This window comes from Salmonella sp. FC25216 (assembly GCF_057751355.1).
Window position 1 is genome coordinate 35,412 of sequence record NZ_JBDGON010000013.1, and the last position, 15,791, is coordinate 51,202.

The window sequence follows — 15,791 nt, forward strand, 5'->3', positions numbered from 1 at the left end:
ATTCTGGAAAGCGGCTCGCAAAAATAAAAATCGTTCGCGTAATAACTATTTTCTCGTCAGTCTCAGGTGTATGTTGTTTGAAAAATAAGCGCGAATGATATACTGGAGGTATATGTGAGTATGATGGCTGGGATGGATATGGGCAGAATTTTACTCGATTTATCAGACGATGTGATTAAACGGCTTGACGATCTCAAGGTGCAACGCAACCTACCTCGTGCAGAACTCTTGCGGGAGGCTGTTGAGCAGTATCTGGAAAGACAGGATCGGGCTGAGACCACAATTTCGAAAGCATTGGGGCTCTGGCAAGGCTGTGAGGAAGATGGCGTTGAATACCAACGTAAACTTCGTGAGGAATGGTAATGGTCAAAGGGTCTGCGCTTTTTGATACCAATATCCTCATCGACCTGTTTAGCGGTCGTATTGAAGCGAAACATGCGCTGGAAGCGTATCCGCCACAGAATGCGATTAGCCTTATCACATGGATGGAAGTGATGGTGGGCGCTAAGAAATATCATCAGGAAAACCGCACGCGAATTGCATTAAGTGCGTTTAATGTTATTGGTGTGACACAAGAAATCGCGGAACGAAGCGTCATTGTCAGGCAGGAGTATGGCATGAAACTCCCGGATGCGATCATTCTGGCCACTGCACAAGTCCATCGTTGTGAGCTTGTGACGCGTAATACAAAAGACTTTGCCGGCATTCCAGGAGTGATCACGCCGTATCACTTGTAGACCGGACGGCAAACTTCGCCCGGTCTGAGTAAAAAACTTATTCCCCTTCGCCAGGGAACAGGAACGGGTTGATGGAACTGCGGGCGAAGCCCTCCTGTTCCATGCGCGCGTCCAGCACCAGCGAGGCGAGATCGTCGGCAACGGCTTCGACTTTCGGGTCTTTTTCCTGATACAGAATCTTCAGGTAAGTCCCGCAATCGCCACAGCTTTCGGCCTTCACCGCGGCCTGCTCATTTTCCAGCGACCAGTAGTGTAAGTCGCGGCTCTGTTCGCAGTTACTGCATTTTACGCGTACTACATGCCACTCGGTTTCGCACAGGTTACAGTGCAGATAACGCAGCCCCTGCGTGGTACCGATCTGCACCATGCTGGAGACCGGCATCGAACCGCACACCGGGCAATACTGGCGCGCTTCGCCATATTCCGCGCGGGCTTTGCCTGGGATCAGGCTGGCCATTTGCGCCCAGTAAAGGGAGAGCGCGGCCCAGATAAACGGGGCTTTATCGCTGCTGACGGAGGCAAAATCCGAGGCAAACAGCGCGTTCGCCATCTGCTCCAGCTCCTGCTCTGATGCTTTCTCCAGATTCTCGATCACCGCCAGCGCGGGGCCGCTCATCTCGGGTTTTAGCTCGGCAATCAACGAATTCAGCAGTTTTTGCCAGTGCTTGTCACGCGGCAGCACATGGATATCCAGCGGCGGCTTGCCCTGTTCGTTCGCTTCTTTAATGCGTGCGGTTAGATCCATTTCCAGCGGATGGTCGTACAGCACCACTTCCTGCGCGTGCGCGATAAGCGCGGCAAAACGCAGATAATCGCCCAGCGGATTATTTTCAGCCAGCTCGCGCAGACGTTCGGCGCGGCGGTTGTAGACGTTTTTGAGTCGGGGGAACAATAACGGCGGAATCATATCCGCCGTACGTTTCTCGCTCGAACCCAGCTCATCTTGCGGGATTATGCGAATACTCATTCAGTTTCTTTTTCCGTTGTCTTGCGGACTTCTCGGTACCAGCGTGGGTGATGTTTCTTCGCCCACGACCGGGTTACCCAGCCTTCCACCATCGCGGTAATGGTGCCTTTCACCCAAAGGGCGGCGTAGATATGCACCATGATAACCACAATTAACGCTACTGCGGCAAAAGAATGCAACATTAACGCGAATCGGATCACCGGGATTGAGAAAGCAGGCGCAAAATACGGACGCCAGATAATCACCCCGCTCACCAGCAGCAGCACCAGGAAGATAATCGCCGCCCAGAATACGCATTTCTGACCGAAGTTATAACGCCCGGTGTCACCCACTTCCTCGTTGACGACGATCTTACGAATATTCTTCGCCCAAAAGATATCATCCCGATTGATTAGATTGTGGTGCCAGTAGCGGAAAAACATGATGATAAACGAGGCAAACATAACAACGCCTACAAACGGGTGCAGAATTCGCGCCAGTTGTGGGGTGCCCATGATATGCATCAGCCAGTTGAAGGATGGGAATAAAAAGCCCAGCCCGCTCACCGCCGCCAGCACGAAGCAGAAGGCGACGATCCAGTGGTTGATGCGTTCCGGCGCCGTATAGCGCACGATGGTGTCACGTCGTTTCATTTGCGCACCTCGTCTTTCTCTTCATGCAGGTTATCATCTTCCTCTTCCGCACGGTTCGGACCGACGCCGACATAGTGGAAGACGCTGGCGGCAAAGGTCGCGGCAAAACCGAACGCGGCGAGCGGTTTCCAGACGCCTTTCCAGAACTTGACGGTTTCGCTGATTTCCGGATTCTCCGGCAGACCGTGATACAGATTCGGCTTGTCGGCATGGTGTAGCACGTACATGACATGCGTACCGCCTACACCCGCCGGATCGTACAGACCCGCGTTGTCATAACCCCGGGTTTTTAGTTCCGCCACCCGCTCGCCCGCCAGCGTTTTCATGTCCTCTTTCGAGCCAAAATGAATGGCGCCAGTTGGACAGGTCTTCACGCAGGCCGGTTCCTGGCCGACCACCACGCGGTCAACGCACAGCGTACATTTATAGACGCGGTTGTCTTCCGGGTTAAGGCGCGGCACGTTGAATGGACAGCCAGCGATACAGTAGCCGCAGCCGATACACTGCTCGGACTGGAAGTCGACAATGCCGTTGGCATACTGGATGATAGCCCCTTCCGCCGGACATGCCTTCAGGCAGCCGGGATCGGCGCAGTGCATACAGCCATCCTTACGGATCAGCCATTCCAGTTTGTCGTTCTGTTCCACTTCCGAGAAGCGCATCACCGTCCAGGATTTAGCGGTTAAGTCCGCCGGGTTATCGTAGACCCCGACGTTATTGCCCACTTCATCACGGATATCGTTCCACTCTGAGCACGCCACCTGACACGCTTTACAGCCGATACAGGTGGTGACGTCGATGAGTTTCGCCACCTCTTCCTGATGGTCCCGCGCCTGGGGCGCGGGGGTGAAACCGTTAGTGGCGGAACGACGAATGATGTCTTGCGATTGATAAGCCATAGGTCGTCTCCGTTACACCTTTTCCACATTCACAAGGAAGGATTTAAACTCCGGCGTCTGCGTGTTCGCATCGCCGACGAAAGGCGTTAACGTATTGGCGATAAAGCCTTTTTTCGCCACGCCTTCATAGCCCCAGTGAATAGGAATACCGATGGTATCGATATCCTTGCCGTCCGCTTTCAGCGTGCGAATACGCTTGGTCACTACTGCTTTGGCTTTGATATAGCCGCGGTTCGAGGAGACCTTCACGGTATCGCCATGCGCGATGCCGAGCTTATTCGCCAGCTTCTCGCCAATTTCCACAAACTGTTCCGGCTGGGCGATAGCATTAAGCAACGCGTGCTTGGTCCAGTAGTGGAAGTGCTCGGTCAGACGGTAAGTGGTTCCGACATACGGGAATTTATCCGCTTTACCCAGCGCGTCGGCATCGTCTTTAAAGATACGGGCGGCAGGGTTAGAGATAACGTTCGGGTGCAGCGGGTTAGTGCCCAGCGGCGTTTCAAACGGTTCGTAGTGTTCCGGGAACGGCCCTTCCGCCATCTTATCGATGGCAAACAGGCGGCCCATCCCTTCTGGTTGCATGATAAATGGCCCGACGTCGCTGCCCGGCGCGGCGGCGCTGTAGTCCGGAATATCCCATCCGGCCCATTTTCCGCCTTCCCATTTCAGGAGCTGACGTTTCGGGTCCCACGGATTGCCCTGCGGATCTGCGGAGGCGCGGTTATAGAGGATGCGGCGGTTAAGCGGCCATGCCCATGCCCAGCCCAGAGTGTTGCCGAGACCAGACGGGTCGGCATTATCACGACGCGCCATCATGTTGCCTTCCGGCGTCCAGCTACCGGCGAAAATCCAGCAGCCGCTGGAAGTCGTACCGTCATCGCGCAGTTGCGCGAACGAACTGAGCTGTTGGCCTTTCTTCACCACCACCGCGCCGGTTGCCGGGTCGATAAGATCGGCTAGCGCTTTACCGTTACTTTCCATCGCCACTTCTTCAGAGGCGGGTTCATATGGTTTGGTGTAGTTCCAGGTCATATTCAGCACCTGTTCCGGGTTGGCGCCGCCCTGTTCAGAGTACATCTTACGCAGGCGTAAGAAGATACCGGCGAGGATTTCGCCATCGGTCATGGCAATCCCCGGGGCGTCCGCGCCCTTCCAGTGCCACTGTAACCAGCGACCGGAGTTAACGATGGAACCATTTTCCTCGGCAAAGCAGGTGGAAGGCAGACGGAACACTTCGGTCTGGATTTTCGCGGGATCAACGTCGTTCGACTCACCGTGGTTTTGCCAGAAGGTGGACGTTTCGGTGTTGAGCGGATCGATAGTCACCAGGTACTTCAGTTTGGAAAGCGACGCGACCACTTTGTTTTTGTTCGGGAATGAGGCCACCGGGTTAAAGCCCTGGCAGATATAGCCGTTGACCTTGCCCTGTTTCATCATCTCGAAGTACTGCAGCACATCATACCCTTTGTCCCACTTCGGCAGCCAGTCGAAGCCCCAGCTATTTTCCGCTGTCGCTTTATCACCAAAGAAGGCCTTCATCATCGAGACGAAGAATTTCGGGTAGTTGCCCCAGTAGTTGACCTGATCCTTCAGCAATGGTTTCGGCGTATTGGCAGCCAGATAGGTTTGCAAATCGGTCTGTTTTTCGCTCGGCAGCGTCAGGTAGCCCGGCAGACTTTGCGACAGCAGTCCTAAGTCGGTCAGCCCCTGAATGTTGGAGTGACCGCGCAGGGCATTAACGCCGCCGCCCGCCATCCCCATGTTACCGAGCAGAAGCTGGATCATCGCCATGGTACGGATGTTCTGCGCGCCGATGGAGTGCTGCGTCCAGCCCAGCGCGTACAGGAACGACGCGGTTTTATCTTTTGCGCTGGTTTCCGCAATGTACTCGCACACTTTCAGGAAGTCCGCTTTCGGCGTACCGCAGATATTTTCTACCACGTCCGGCGTGTAACGAGAGACATGCTGTTTCAACAGATTCCAGACACAGCGCGGGTGTTGCAGTGTCGTATCGCGTTTGGCAAAGCCGTTTTCGTCCAGCTCATAGTGCCAACTGGTTTTATCGTACTGCCGCTTGTCTGCGTCATAGCCGGTGAACAGACCATCATCGAAGCCAAAATCTTCACGCACGATCAGGCTGGCATTGGTATAGGCCTCGGTGTATTCACGATTGTATTTTTCGTTGGTCAGCAGATACAGCATCACGCCTGACAAGAAGGCAATGTCAGTACCCGAGCGTATTGGCGCATAGAAATCGGCCACCGACGCGGTACGCGTGAAGCGCGGATCGACCACAATCAGCTTCGCGCCGTTGTGAATTTTAGCTTCCATCGCCCAGCGGAACCCGACCGGGTGAGCTTCCGCAGCGTTACCGCCCATCACCACGACGAGGTTGGCGTTCTTGATGTCGACCCAGTGGTTGGTCATCGCACCGCGACCAAATGTTGGAGCAAGACTTGCTACCGTTGGTCCGTGTCAGACACGCGCCTGGTTGTCGACCGCGAGCATACCCAGCGCGCGGGAGAATTTTTGCGTTAAATAACCCGTCTCGTTACTGGATGCGGAAGCGCACAGCATCCCGGTAGTGAGCCAGCGGTTAACGGTAACGCCTTCGGCGTTCTGCGCCTGGTAGTTGGCGTCGCGATCTTCCTTCATCAGTTTAGCGATGCGGTCAAACGCTTCTTCCCAGCTGATCTGTTGCCACTTATCTGAACCAGGCGCGCGGTATTGCGGGAATTTCAGGCGACTTTCAGAGTGGATGAAATCCACCAGACCGGCCCCTTTCGGGCACAGCGCGCCACGGTTTACCGGATGATCCGGGTCCCCTTCGATATGGAAAATAGATGCTTTGGCGTTTTTCGCACCGTCGCCGAGGCTGTACATCAACAGCCCACAGCCAACGGAACAGTAGGTGCAGGTGTTACGGGTTTCGCGGGTGCGCAGCAGTTTATATTGCCGTGTTTCCGCTAGCGCTACGCCGGGCGCGAAGCCCAGTGCCGCTGCCGTGGTGCCTGCCATACCGCCAGCGCAGATCTTAAAGAACTGCCTTCTGCTGACCTGCATGGTTTGCTCCTTGTTTCGACATTGTCACTTCTCTTTCACATTTCTCTATCCGAAACGCTCAGGGAGTGGTTGTTATTTTTCTTTGCGGGCGGGCCCGCAAAAGTTCAGAATTGGGTAAATTTTCCTCCATCCGGGAGGAGTTGTGACAGAATACCATAATGTTGGTGTGTGTGTTCTTATATGGTTAAAAGAAAGTGAACAATATACTGTCTGAAGAAGTCCTAAATGTGACTAATTTCACAACCTCACGCCAGTTGACTCTCTGGAAACGCGAGGATTTGCAGCACCCCCAACTTGATGATGTTGCCGAGGAAGTGCCTGTTGCGCTGGTGTATAACGGCATTTCGCATGTCGTTATGATGGCTTCTCCGAAAGATCTGACGCATTTTGCAATGGGGTTTTCTCTGTCGGAAGGGATCATTGACAGCCCGCGTGACGTTTTTGGCATGGACATTGTGCCGTCCTGTAACGGACTCGAAGTGCAGATAGAACTTTCCAGCCGCCGCTTTATGGGGCTGAAAGAACGCCGCCGCGCGCTGGCGGGTCGCACTGGCTGCGGCGTGTGTGGCGTTGAACAGCTCAATGACATCGGTAAGCCAGTGCAGCCGCTACCGTTTACCCAAACCTTCAATCTCGCTAACCTTGATCGCGCGTTAAAGCATCTGAATGATTTTCAACCGACGGGTAAGCTGACCGGTTGTACTCATGCTGCTGCATGGGTGACGTCATTTGGCGATCTGGCTGGCGGCCATGAGGATGTCGGGCGTCATGTCGCGCTTGATAAACTTTTAGGCCGTCGCGCCGTTGAAGGTGAATGCTGGCACCAGGGGGCGGTGCTGGTTTCCAGTCGCGCCAGTTATGAAATGGTACAGAAGTCGGCGATGTGCGGCGTGGAGATCCTGTTTGCCGTGTCGGCCGCGACAACGCTCGCGGTTGACGTCGCTGAACGGTGTAATCTTACTCTGGTGGGGTTCTGTAAGCCGGGCCGGGCGACGGTTTATACCCATCCGCAGCGATTGATCGATGTATAATTTATATTCAATTAATTTGAAATAGAATGGCAAACCCTTCCGCTTTTAGTTGTTTAGTTATCAGCCTATTATTTATCTTATCAAGGCACCGCACCTTAACCAAACAACAAACCGGAAGGATTTACATCATGAAAACAATCAAAAATTTTGTCGCAGTTATCGCCCTTGCTACCTCTTTCGGCGCATTTGCTGCCCAGTCTGTGACCGCAACCGGTACGACGCTGGAAAACACCGAAGCGAAGATTGCCGCTCAGGCTGAACAAGCAGGCGCAAGCGCTTATAAAATTACCCAGGCATATACCGGCAACCGCGTACATATGACCGCTAAACTGCTGAAATAACAATCGCTATACCGTCGAAAGAGCGCTCTTGAGGCGTTTTGTTGCTCTCACTGATTTAACAGCGCAATAAATGCTTCATAGCCGTCTAATCTGCGAACCGTGTCGGCCGGATGGCGGCATATAACGCTCGCCAGATAACTGAAGATTTTCAGCTCGTGACGCGCAGCAGCGGCAGCGCAGGCGAGCAGCACGCGGTCAACGGGCTCATTATTAACTTGCACAGGGTGCGCCAGGGTGATAAAAAATCCGCGGAAACGTGATTCCCGTTCGCTCCAGCAGTGGGGGATGGCGAGGTGATTGATAATCAGGTTCTCGCCTTCGTTTTCCCTGGCGCAGATTCGCAGCGCGTCATCCTCGGTGATGTGGGCCTGGCTCACTAACCGGTCACAAATTTGCCTGGTGATGGTATTCCAGTCTTCCCCTGGGATATTCGGGTAATGAAAACTTCCTGCCTTAGAAAAGAAGCGTTCAGGCTGTTGGCGAATAAAGGCCGTGGCAAGAAAGTTTTTGATCTGCTCGGTAGCGGAGGCGGTAATGATATTCCTGAACGACAGTACATTCTTTTGCCCCTCATCGAGCAAATAGTGGCTGTTATTGATGATAAGGACCGGAACAATCTCCTGACTTATCGCCTTCACCTCGCCGGGCGTTCGCGCAATCATGACCCGACAATTCAGCACATCCCGTTCAATGGCCTGCTGATTAATGGTAGCAATCGCATTTTGATCGGATAACAAAACGATAGGACGCCGCTCATTCTGATGTCGCTCCAGGGCGCAGGCAAAATAGAGGCCGATCAGATCGCTATCGAACAGCGGAATCTCTACCTGCTCACGCAACTGGGCGATAAAGCACAGGCTCATGTCGAACGCGGCGGGCCACGCGGACTTCAGGTTATTCATACTGCTCTGACGATGCTCCGGTAACCATATGGGCGCGGATACGCATCTGAGCAGATGACCGGTAATGTTATCAATGAGTTGGGTATCAATAATGTTCAACGAGGCGGCACCGGGGACGCGTTGCAGTAGAGAACATACGGCGTCAGCGGAGAGGGTCATTGCCTGCTGTTGCTGTGTTTCCAGAAGGCCGATAAGCGTTCCGAACGCGTTCTCGCCCATGTCGATCCCTCCCTGCGCCACCGCCTTTTTCAGTGACGTATGCCGACATTCCGGCCATGCGGTAGTGAGCTGATTGCGCAGGGCGTAAACCGCCAGCGTCAGGCTGGCGAGATACTCGCCAGGCACGAGGGGAAAATCATCCACCTCTTCACATGCCTGCTGCAACTGTTCAATAACTGTTCGCGTAATGCCCGGTAAGGGAATCAGCAGCGGATCTTTTTTCAGCAGATTCGCCAGCAGAATAATGCGCTTTTCCTCCGGTTCATCGATGAAATGCCCAACGCCCGGACGGCTGGCCATGCAGAATGCGCGTTCATAACGCTGTTTCAGGCGCGGCAATCTGTCCGTCACCCACGTCTCCGGTAAATTGAGCGCCGACGCGAGCTGGGCGCGGGTGGAAAAGGCCTGCAATAACAGGAATGCCAGCAACCGATCGTCATTATCATGCCGTTGCAGCAACTGGAAAAAGCGACGTCTGTCCACAATGTCCAGTTGATAACCCGCATTACCGCCAGGCTGAATACGCGCTTTATCGCTGAGCGTGAAGTTCAGGTAATCAATATCGCGCAGAATGGTGCGGCTCGAAACGCCAGTGTGTCGCGCCAGTTCGCTCAACGACCATCGCTGCTGTTCAAGGAGCTCGACAAGGGTTAACTGGCGTTCGTTTAACATTATCTCACCTGACGAAAATCGCTGAAGGCACTGACCTTATCCGCCGTCAGCGAGGCCAGTAGTTCGCGGACCAGAGTGAACAGCGCGTCGTAATCCGTCGCCGAAATCATGCCGCTGTTGGCGTGCAGATAGCGGGTCGGCAGGCACAGCGCCGCCACCGGACGACCGCCGCCCATCACGTTGTAGCGTCCGCCGTCTGTCGCCCCGGTTTTCATGGTGCAGAACTGCAGAAGCGCCTGGCTGCTTTGCGCGCGCTCTTTTAACGCGGCGACCAGCCGTTGATTGGGGAAATAGCGTTTATCAAACAGCATTAGCCCCGGTCCGGCGCCCAGCTTCAGCGGATATTTGATGCTATCGATGCCGGGCACGTCGCCTGCAACCGCCGTATCCATCACGATCACCACGTCGGGCTTGATATGCTCCGCCGAGGTTTGCGCTCCGCGCAGCCCAACCTCTTCTTCCACGCAGCCGACGCCGTAAAGCGTAATTTCAGGGTTATCTACCGCCTGTAAAAGCTCCGCCATCAGGGCGCAGCCGACGCGGTTATCCAGCGCTTTGCCGACAATCCTGTCCTCGCCCCAACAGGCGAAATTCGCCTCCGGGCTGATAAAATCGCCGATGGCGATGCCGCGTTTTTCCACCTCTTCACGGCTGCTCGCGCCAATATCAATAAACATCTCATCAAACGAGAGCGGCTGTTGTTTCTGCTTTTCCGTTAAAGCGTGCGGCGCAACGGAGCCGATAATACCGGGAATTTTCAATCCTTTGTGGGTGCGAATCGTGACACGATGATTGAGCATCGACTGATTCCACCAGCCGCCTATCGTGGTGAAGCGCAAAAAACCGCTATCGTCGATATGTGTCACCATAAAGCCGACTTCATCCATATGGCCGACAATCGCCACTTTCGGCCCGCGGTTGCCTTTGCGGGCGACAAAGCTGCCGAGGCCGTCAAAGGTGATTTCATCCACGCAGGGGTCCAGCGTATTGATCAAAATCGAGCGAACTTCCTGTTCATCGCCGCTGACGGCGCTGGCTTCGCATAGCTGCTGAAGTAAATCAATGTTCATGGGCAAGCTCCTGCTGCGCGGCTTTACGCCTGAGCCACAATCCTTTCAAAAGGATAATTAACGAAATGTTCAGCGCCAGACCAATCGCCAGCACCAGATAAAATGCCCCTACCGGTGACATCAGACCAATCAGCGGGTCAAAGATACCTAAACCTGGCGCCAGGCGTTTGATTCCGAAGGCGATAACCAGCATGCCGGCAATGCCGCCGGAGAGCGTATTGGCGGTAATCATCGGCAGCGGTGCGGCCAGCGCATAAGGGATCGCGGGTTCGGTGGCGACGGTAGCGCCCACCACAATTGCGCTGCTGGCGGCGGCTTTCTCCTGCTGGGTAAACAGCTTCGGCGCAAGATACGTAGCGATACCCGCCGCGACGGGCGGCATCAGCGCCACCACGCCGACAATGGCGTACCAGTCGTAGATATGTTTTTCCAGTAGCGAGAAGCAGAAGAACCAGGCGGTTTTGTTGATTGGCCCGCCCATATCAAACGCCAGCATCGCGCCAACGAGGAAGGCCGCGCCCATTTTCATCGTCGGTGGAATGGTGTTCAGGAAGTGCAGCAGACCGCCCATCACGTCGGACATCACCGGGCCGATGACGTAATACGTCAGCACGCCGAACAGCAGTAGCGTGACGAACGGGATAAGCATCGAGCCGAGCAGCGGCTGAAGCGCTTTACCGAGACGGACTTTGCGAAACCACAGTACAAAGTAGCCGATCGCCAGCCCCAGCACCACTGCGCCGAGAAAACCCGCGCCGGACTGGGTGCCCAGCAGCCCTTTATCGTTGGCCAGATAGCAGACCAGAAACGCCGGAGCGAACGCCGGTTTATCGGCGATGGACCACGCGATATAGGCCCCCATAATCGGGATCATAAAGGTGAAGCCCAGGTAGCCGATGGATTCGACCACCCAGGTAAACGACGGTTCGCCTTTCGACATATCGGTGTACGGTAAACCGAACTGCACCAGCATATTGGCGATAGCGATTAGTATCCCGCCGCCAATCACGAACGGCAGCGCGGCGGAAACGCCCGCCATCAGATGGCTCATCACGCTACCCTGCTGCACATCCTGCTTACCCAACTTGACGCCGTTATCGACGGCGAAAAGCTGCGAATGTGTCGGTAACTCGTTAAAAATCTGCTCGATATTTTTTAACGCCTGGGAAATCGCAATCTCATAGACCTTTTTCCCGGCGAAGCGCGAGCGGTCTTCAGCGCTTAAGCCACGCCCGATTGCCAGAATCACATAATCGGCGGCGGCGATCTCCTCCTGGGTGAGGTGGTTTTCAACGCCGCTTGAACCCTGGGTCTCCACTTTAATGGTATGGCCGAGCGAACGCGCTTTTTGCTCCAGCGCCTCCGCCACCATATAGGTGTGGGCGATTCCCGCCGGGCAGTTGGTGATCGCCACTAAACGTAAGGATGACTCCATTGTCGCTTCCTTATGAGGTTAGAGTTTGATTTAACAAAGAAAGTACCTGGTCGGTATTCCCTTGCTTTAACTGGTTGATAAAATCCTGGTGGATGATTTTGCGGCACAGGGTGCCGATAATTTTGACCTGATCGTCTTCGCCGGCCTGCGGCACGCCGAGGCAGATCCAGCAGTTCACGCCCTCGCCGTCGCTGGCCTTCCAGTCCACGTTTTTAGATTTGCGCGCAAACAAAACAAAGGGATGCTTCACGCAGGCGCTTTTACCATGCGGTACGGCGATGCCTGAGCCGAACCCCGTGGAATGCAACTTTTCCCGCAGTAGCAGAGTTTGCAGGAACTGATGGCAATCGGTGGTATAGCCGTTCTGGAACGCCATCTCTGCCAGTTGTTTGAGAATGGAATAAGCGCTGTTGCCCTGAATATTGAGATCGATGCAGTTCGTTGTAAGGGCGGTCATGATGGGGCTCCGTTAAAATCTGTTTAATCTGATTTTAACGAGGAGACGGTCAAGAGATGAGCGGTAATATGTCGGGAGGGAGTGACAATATGCCGTTGAGTTACTTCTCAATTTTGCGGAGTGTCACACACTATACGGCATTGTATAACCCTGATGAATTTTTCCATGTCAGGGTTACGATGGGTTCAATGTAATCCTGCCAGCCGCAGCAGTGCCGTCACTACCGCGGCGGCGATAATCACCACAATCAGCGGCATTTTACGCCAGGCTAAAAATACGGCGAAGGTGACGCCCAATACGCGCGCCATTCCGGCAAAATGTTCGCCTTCGTAAAAGGTTGTGGCCAGCGCGACAGAGAATAACAGCACCGTTGCCGCATCCGAGAGTAGTGCCTGTGAACGCTCAGACAGCGCCAGACGGCTACCAAGTTTCGCGCCGCCGAGGCGCATCGAATAGGTTCCCGCGGATAAAAGAGCAATACCGATGATAAATAGCGTCATATTGCCCATTATTTTTTCCTCGCCAGTAGGCCAAGCAGCGAAAGCAACACCGGCAATCCGGCAGCCACAAAGGGAACGGCGGCAAGCGACAGCGCGGCACCGCTACAACCACGAATCAATGTGGTGCGATTTTTAAACGCCGGGATCACCAGCGCCAGTAAGATCGCCGGGAATACGGCATCCAGACCAATGGTCTCCGGCGCGGGCAGCAATTTGCCGACCAGTGTGCCGAGTAGTGTCCCTGTCGGCCATAAAATGGCGACGCCTAACCCGCACAGCCAGTAAGCCGCTTTACGCTGTTCCGGCGTTTTTTGCGACAGGCCGAACACCACGCTCTCATCATTCATGATATGGCAGCCGAAAAAGCTGGCGGCGCGGGTGCCAACCAAATCGCGCACCGTTACGCCAAACGGCACATGGCGGGCATTCACCAACAATCCTGCCGCCGCCGCCGCCAGCGGATTGCCGCCGCTGGCGACAATGCCGATAAACATAAATTCGGACGCGCCTGCCAGCACAAAAATAGAGAGTACAAACGGCACCCACATCGGGAAACCGTAGGCCATCGCCAGCGAGCCATAGGACATGCCGACGACGCCCACGGCCAGGCACACTAAAAATATCGCTTTTATCGTGTCTCCCTTGAGACAGGAAAAATAGTGTTTCATCTTCTTTAGTCATATCGAACGAATTTTCATTATAATGAACGGAACAGATTCGCTTTACAAGACGAACGTTTCGTTCGTTATAGTGAACATTGGATGCTTTATGACACAACCTATTAGCGTTATCGCCAGAAGCCTGGTGCGCGAGCGCCAGCGAACCGGGCTGTCGCTGGCGGAGATTGCGCGGCGCGCAGGCATTGCTAAATCTACGCTTTCACAACTGGAAGCGGGGAACGGCAACCCCAGCCTGGAGACGCTATGGTCGCTGTGCGTCGCGCTCGATATTCCCTTTGCCAGGCTGCTGGAGCCGCAGGTACAAAAAACGCAGGTGATTCGCCGCGGGGAAGGCACCAAAGTGGTGGCGGAACAGGCGCATTATCAGGCGATATTACTGGCGGCGTGTCCGCCCGGCGCCCGGCGTGATATCTATCTGCTGTTGACGCAGCCGGGGGCCGACCGGATCTCTCACCCGCATCCGCCAGGGTCGGTGGAACATATTATTGTTACGCAGGGAAAAGCCCTCGTCGGTTTAACCGAAGCACCGGAAGAGCTGGCGGAGGGGGATTACATTTGTTATCCCGGCGACCAGGCGCATATCTTTAAAGCGCTGGAACCGGATACCCAGGCTATCCTGGTGGCGGAACAGAATTGAGAATGCCAGGCCCGGTCAGCGCCACCGTCACCGGGCAAAGGTTTACGCCAGATAGAACACCTCTTTCAGCTCTGTGCTGACCGGGCTGTTATCCGGATTCGCGGGCATCACATCGCGCATATGTCGCCACCAGCGCTGGCAAACATCGGTACTGGCGACGGCGTTCCAGCGCGCTTCGGATTCAATCTCAACGGTAGCGAACAGCAGATTGCGCTCCTGATCGAGATAAATCGCGTAGTGATGCGCGCCGTGAGATTTTAATACGGCTTCCAGCTCCGGCCAGATTGGGTTATGACGACGCTGATACTTCTCGTGCGCGTCGGCATTTACCTGCATCACAAAGGCTTTGCGAATCATAACGCCTCCAGGTACAGCTCGCGAACTTCATCGCGGCTGGCGGCGCGCGGGTTACACGGCGCGCACGGGTCGGCGAGGGCTTTATCCAGCCAGCCTTCGATATCTTCTTTGGTGACGCCCAGCTTGTTGAAACCTTCTGGAATGCCGACGCGTTTGCTCAGCGTGCGGATAGCGTTAATCGCTTCCTGGCTTGCGGCTTCGTCAGACATACCACGCGTATCCACGCCCATCGCCTGTGCGAGGCGGGCAAAACGCGCGATGGCGTTCGGACGGTTAAAGTTCTCGACAATTGGCAGCAGGATAGCGTTGCAGACGCCGTGCGGCAGGTTGTGGGTTGCGCCCGGCTGGTGCGCCAGCGCGTGAACCAGCCCCAAACCGGCGCTGTTGAACGCCATACCCGCCAGGTACTGGCCGAATGCCATCTGCTCGCGCGCGCCGAGATTATGACCGTCATCAACCGCTTTCGGCAGCCACTGGCTAATCAGGCGAATCGCTTCCAGCGCATTGGCGTCGGTAAGCGGATGCGCGCCGACAGAAACATAGGCTTCCACCGCGTGGGTGAGCGCATCCATCCCGGTCGCGGCGGTCACAGAAGCGGGGATCTCCAGCATGACGCTGGCGTCATCCACCGCGATATCCGGGATGATGTTCGGATCGATAATGACTTCTTTTACCTGACGCCCGGAGTCGATGATAACCGCATTGCTGGTCATTTCCGCCGCGGTGCCTGCCGTGGTATTAATCGCTACCAGCGGTACGCCAGCGTTTTTCACTTTGCCGACGCCGGAGTAGGCGATGGAAGGACCAGGGTTGGCGGTAAGTATTTTCACTGCTTTTGCGGTATCGATTGGGCTGCCGCCGCCGAAGGCGATAATGTAGTCGCAGTTCGCGTCCTGCCAGGCCGCAAACCCTTTTTGCACCAACGCTTCCGTTGGATTCGGGAAGACGTCATCGAACAGATGGTAAGGCATGTCATGCGCATCCAGTGCGCTAAACAGGCTGTCTAACAGGCCAAGTTTGACCAGTTGACCGTCGGTGACGATCAGCGCTTTGCCCCATTGCTTATTGGCGACCAGATTGACCATATCGCCAATGGCCCCTGCACCGTGCAGGCTGATTTTCGGCAATGCCAACATAAAGCTCATAAACATTCTCCTTGAAAATAGATCCCTATTGCGTTGTCGTCCGATGG

General features: G+C 55.0%; 17 protein-coding genes. 5 read left to right on the forward strand and 12 right to left on the reverse strand.

Going from position 1 to position 15,791, the window contains the following annotated elements; genetic code table 11:
• Positions 1-120: 120 nt before the first annotated feature.
• Complete coding sequence (locus AC3G3F_RS20595) at positions 121-363, forward strand: ribbon-helix-helix domain-containing protein (protein WP_001523745.1); 243 nt, start codon at positions 121-123, stop codon at positions 361-363.
• Positions 363-737, forward strand: coding sequence for a type II toxin-antitoxin system VapC family toxin (locus AC3G3F_RS20600; RefSeq protein WP_023249114.1), 375 nt, complete (start codon positions 363-365; stop codon positions 735-737). Before AC3G3F_RS20595 ends, AC3G3F_RS20600 begins: the two co-directional genes overlap by 1 nt.
• Positions 738-774: 37 nt before the next feature.
• Here the strand turns inward: AC3G3F_RS20600 and fdhE are convergent, their stop codons facing one another.
• Genes fdhE through fdnG form a run of 4 tightly spaced genes read right to left on the reverse strand, consistent with a single transcriptional unit; the run spans position 775 to position 6,298 of the window.
• On the reverse strand, positions 775-1,704 hold the full coding sequence (gene fdhE / locus AC3G3F_RS20605; protein WP_053509958.1) for a formate dehydrogenase accessory protein FdhE: 930 nt from the start codon (positions 1,702-1,704) through the stop codon (positions 775-777).
• Positions 1,701-2,336 carry a formate dehydrogenase cytochrome b556 subunit gene (fdoI, locus tag AC3G3F_RS20610; protein ID WP_000829028.1) on the reverse strand — a complete coding sequence of 212 codons (636 nt, stop codon included), beginning with the start codon at positions 2,334-2,336 and terminating at the stop codon, positions 1,701-1,703. Before fdoI ends, fdhE begins: the two co-directional genes overlap by 4 nt.
• Positions 2,333-3,235 carry a formate dehydrogenase subunit beta gene (gene fdxH / locus AC3G3F_RS20615; protein ID WP_000331364.1) on the reverse strand — a complete coding sequence of 301 codons (903 nt, stop codon included), beginning with the start codon at positions 3,233-3,235 and terminating at the stop codon, positions 2,333-2,335. The genes fdoI and fdxH overlap by 4 nt, the downstream gene beginning before the upstream one ends.
• Positions 3,236-3,247: 12 nt before the next feature.
• On the reverse strand, positions 3,248-6,298 hold the full coding sequence (fdnG, locus tag AC3G3F_RS20620; protein WP_488395675.1) for a formate dehydrogenase-N subunit alpha: 3,051 nt from the start codon (positions 6,296-6,298) through the stop codon (positions 3,248-3,250).
• A gap of 194 nt (positions 6,299-6,492) precedes the next feature.
• Between fdnG and fdhD the strand changes: the two genes are divergently transcribed.
• Together fdhD and AC3G3F_RS20630 are read left to right on the forward strand one after the other, a co-directional pair.
• Positions 6,493-7,329 (forward strand): formate dehydrogenase accessory sulfurtransferase FdhD, encoded by an 837-nt coding sequence (gene fdhD / locus AC3G3F_RS20625; RefSeq protein WP_023249118.1) that lies wholly within the window; start codon positions 6,493-6,495, stop codon positions 7,327-7,329.
• A 128-nt stretch (positions 7,330-7,457) separates the two neighbouring features.
• Entirely contained in the window at positions 7,458-7,670 is a 213-nt protein-coding gene (locus tag AC3G3F_RS20630) for a YdgH/BhsA/McbA-like domain containing protein (protein ID WP_023249119.1), read from the forward strand.
• 47 nt (positions 7,671-7,717) lie between these two features.
• On the opposite strand, the gene AC3G3F_RS20635 is transcribed toward AC3G3F_RS20630, so the two are convergent.
• The 6 genes from AC3G3F_RS20635 to AC3G3F_RS20660 form a co-directional block, all read right to left on the reverse strand.
• The gene (locus tag AC3G3F_RS20635) at positions 7,718-9,463 is read right to left on the reverse strand and encodes a putative frv operon regulatory protein (protein ID WP_053509962.1); all 1,746 of its coding nucleotides are present in this window, start codon (positions 9,461-9,463) and stop codon (positions 7,718-7,720) included.
• Complete coding sequence (locus tag AC3G3F_RS20640; protein ID WP_053509964.1) at positions 9,463-10,533, reverse strand: aminopeptidase; 1,071 nt, start codon at positions 10,531-10,533, stop codon at positions 9,463-9,465. Before AC3G3F_RS20640 ends, AC3G3F_RS20635 begins: the two co-directional genes overlap by 1 nt.
• Positions 10,523-11,968, reverse strand: a complete 1,446-nt coding sequence (locus AC3G3F_RS20645) for a PTS fructose-like transporter subunit IIBC (protein WP_023249122.1) — start codon at positions 11,966-11,968, stop codon at positions 10,523-10,525. The genes AC3G3F_RS20640 and AC3G3F_RS20645 overlap by 11 nt, the downstream gene beginning before the upstream one ends.
• Before the next feature lie 10 nt (positions 11,969-11,978).
• Positions 11,979-12,425 (reverse strand): PTS fructose transporter subunit IIA, encoded by a 447-nt coding sequence (locus AC3G3F_RS20650; RefSeq protein ID WP_023249123.1) that lies wholly within the window; start codon positions 12,423-12,425, stop codon positions 11,979-11,981.
• A gap of 185 nt (positions 12,426-12,610) precedes the next feature.
• Positions 12,611-12,934: an AzlD domain-containing protein gene (locus AC3G3F_RS20655; RefSeq protein ID WP_488395678.1), complete on the reverse strand. Its 324-nt coding sequence runs from the start codon at positions 12,932-12,934 to the stop codon at positions 12,611-12,613.
• Entirely contained in the window at positions 12,934-13,593 is a 660-nt protein-coding gene (locus tag AC3G3F_RS20660; protein ID WP_023249124.1) for an AzlC family ABC transporter permease, read from the reverse strand. Before AC3G3F_RS20660 ends, AC3G3F_RS20655 begins: the two co-directional genes overlap by 1 nt.
• 100 nt (positions 13,594-13,693) lie before the next feature.
• Between AC3G3F_RS20660 and AC3G3F_RS20665 the strand changes: the two genes are divergently transcribed.
• Positions 13,694-14,242, forward strand: a complete 549-nt coding sequence (locus tag AC3G3F_RS20665) for a helix-turn-helix domain-containing protein (RefSeq protein WP_001517951.1) — start codon at positions 13,694-13,696, stop codon at positions 14,240-14,242.
• Between the two features lie 42 nt (positions 14,243-14,284).
• On the opposite strand, the gene rhaM is transcribed toward AC3G3F_RS20665, so the two are convergent.
• Both rhaM and fucO read right to left on the reverse strand, forming a co-directional pair.
• The gene (gene rhaM / locus AC3G3F_RS20670) at positions 14,285-14,599 is read right to left on the reverse strand and encodes an L-rhamnose mutarotase (protein WP_088734589.1); all 315 of its coding nucleotides are present in this window, start codon (positions 14,597-14,599) and stop codon (positions 14,285-14,287) included.
• The gene (fucO, locus tag AC3G3F_RS20675; RefSeq protein ID WP_053528794.1) at positions 14,596-15,744 is read right to left on the reverse strand and encodes a lactaldehyde reductase; all 1,149 of its coding nucleotides are present in this window, start codon (positions 15,742-15,744) and stop codon (positions 14,596-14,598) included. Before fucO ends, rhaM begins: the two co-directional genes overlap by 4 nt.
• Between the last annotated feature and the right edge of the window lie 47 nt (positions 15,745-15,791).

Coding starts and splice junctions, on each gene's coding strand:
- AC3G3F_RS20600 (WP_023249114.1), top strand. CDS start 363: ATGGTCAAAGGGTCTGCGCTTTTTGATACCAATATCCTCATCGACCTG.
- AC3G3F_RS20595 (WP_001523745.1), top strand. CDS start 121: ATGATGGCTGGGATGGATATGGGCAGAATTTTACTCGATTTATCAGAC.
- AC3G3F_RS20640 (WP_053509964.1), bottom strand. CDS start 10,533: ATGAACATTGATTTACTTCAGCAGCTATGCGAAGCCAGCGCCGTCAGC.
- fucO (WP_053528794.1), bottom strand. CDS start 15,744: ATGAGCTTTATGTTGGCATTGCCGAAAATCAGCCTGCACGGTGCAGGG.
- rhaM (WP_088734589.1), bottom strand. CDS start 14,599: ATGATTCGCAAAGCCTTTGTGATGCAGGTAAATGCCGACGCGCACGAG.
- AC3G3F_RS20650 (WP_023249123.1), bottom strand. CDS start 12,425: ATGACCGCCCTTACAACGAACTGCATCGATCTCAATATTCAGGGCAAC.
- AC3G3F_RS20645 (WP_023249122.1), bottom strand. CDS start 11,968: ATGGAGTCATCCTTACGTTTAGTGGCGATCACCAACTGCCCGGCGGGA.
- AC3G3F_RS20665 (WP_001517951.1), top strand. CDS start 13,694: ATGACACAACCTATTAGCGTTATCGCCAGAAGCCTGGTGCGCGAGCGC.
- fdoI (WP_000829028.1), bottom strand. CDS start 2,336: ATGAAACGACGTGACACCATCGTGCGCTATACGGCGCCGGAACGCATC.
- AC3G3F_RS20635 (WP_053509962.1), bottom strand. CDS start 9,463: ATGTTAAACGAACGCCAGTTAACCCTTGTCGAGCTCCTTGAACAGCAG.
- AC3G3F_RS20655 (WP_488395678.1), bottom strand. CDS start 12,934: ATGGGCAATATGACGCTATTTATCATCGGTATTGCTCTTTTATCCGCG.
- AC3G3F_RS20660 (WP_023249124.1), bottom strand. CDS start 13,593: ATGAAACACTATTTTTCCTGTCTCAAGGGAGACACGATAAAAGCGATA.
- AC3G3F_RS20630 (WP_023249119.1), top strand. CDS start 7,458: ATGAAAACAATCAAAAATTTTGTCGCAGTTATCGCCCTTGCTACCTCT.
- fdhE (WP_053509958.1), bottom strand. CDS start 1,704: ATGAGTATTCGCATAATCCCGCAAGATGAGCTGGGTTCGAGCGAGAAA.
- fdxH (WP_000331364.1), bottom strand. CDS start 3,235: ATGGCTTATCAATCGCAAGACATCATTCGTCGTTCCGCCACTAACGGT.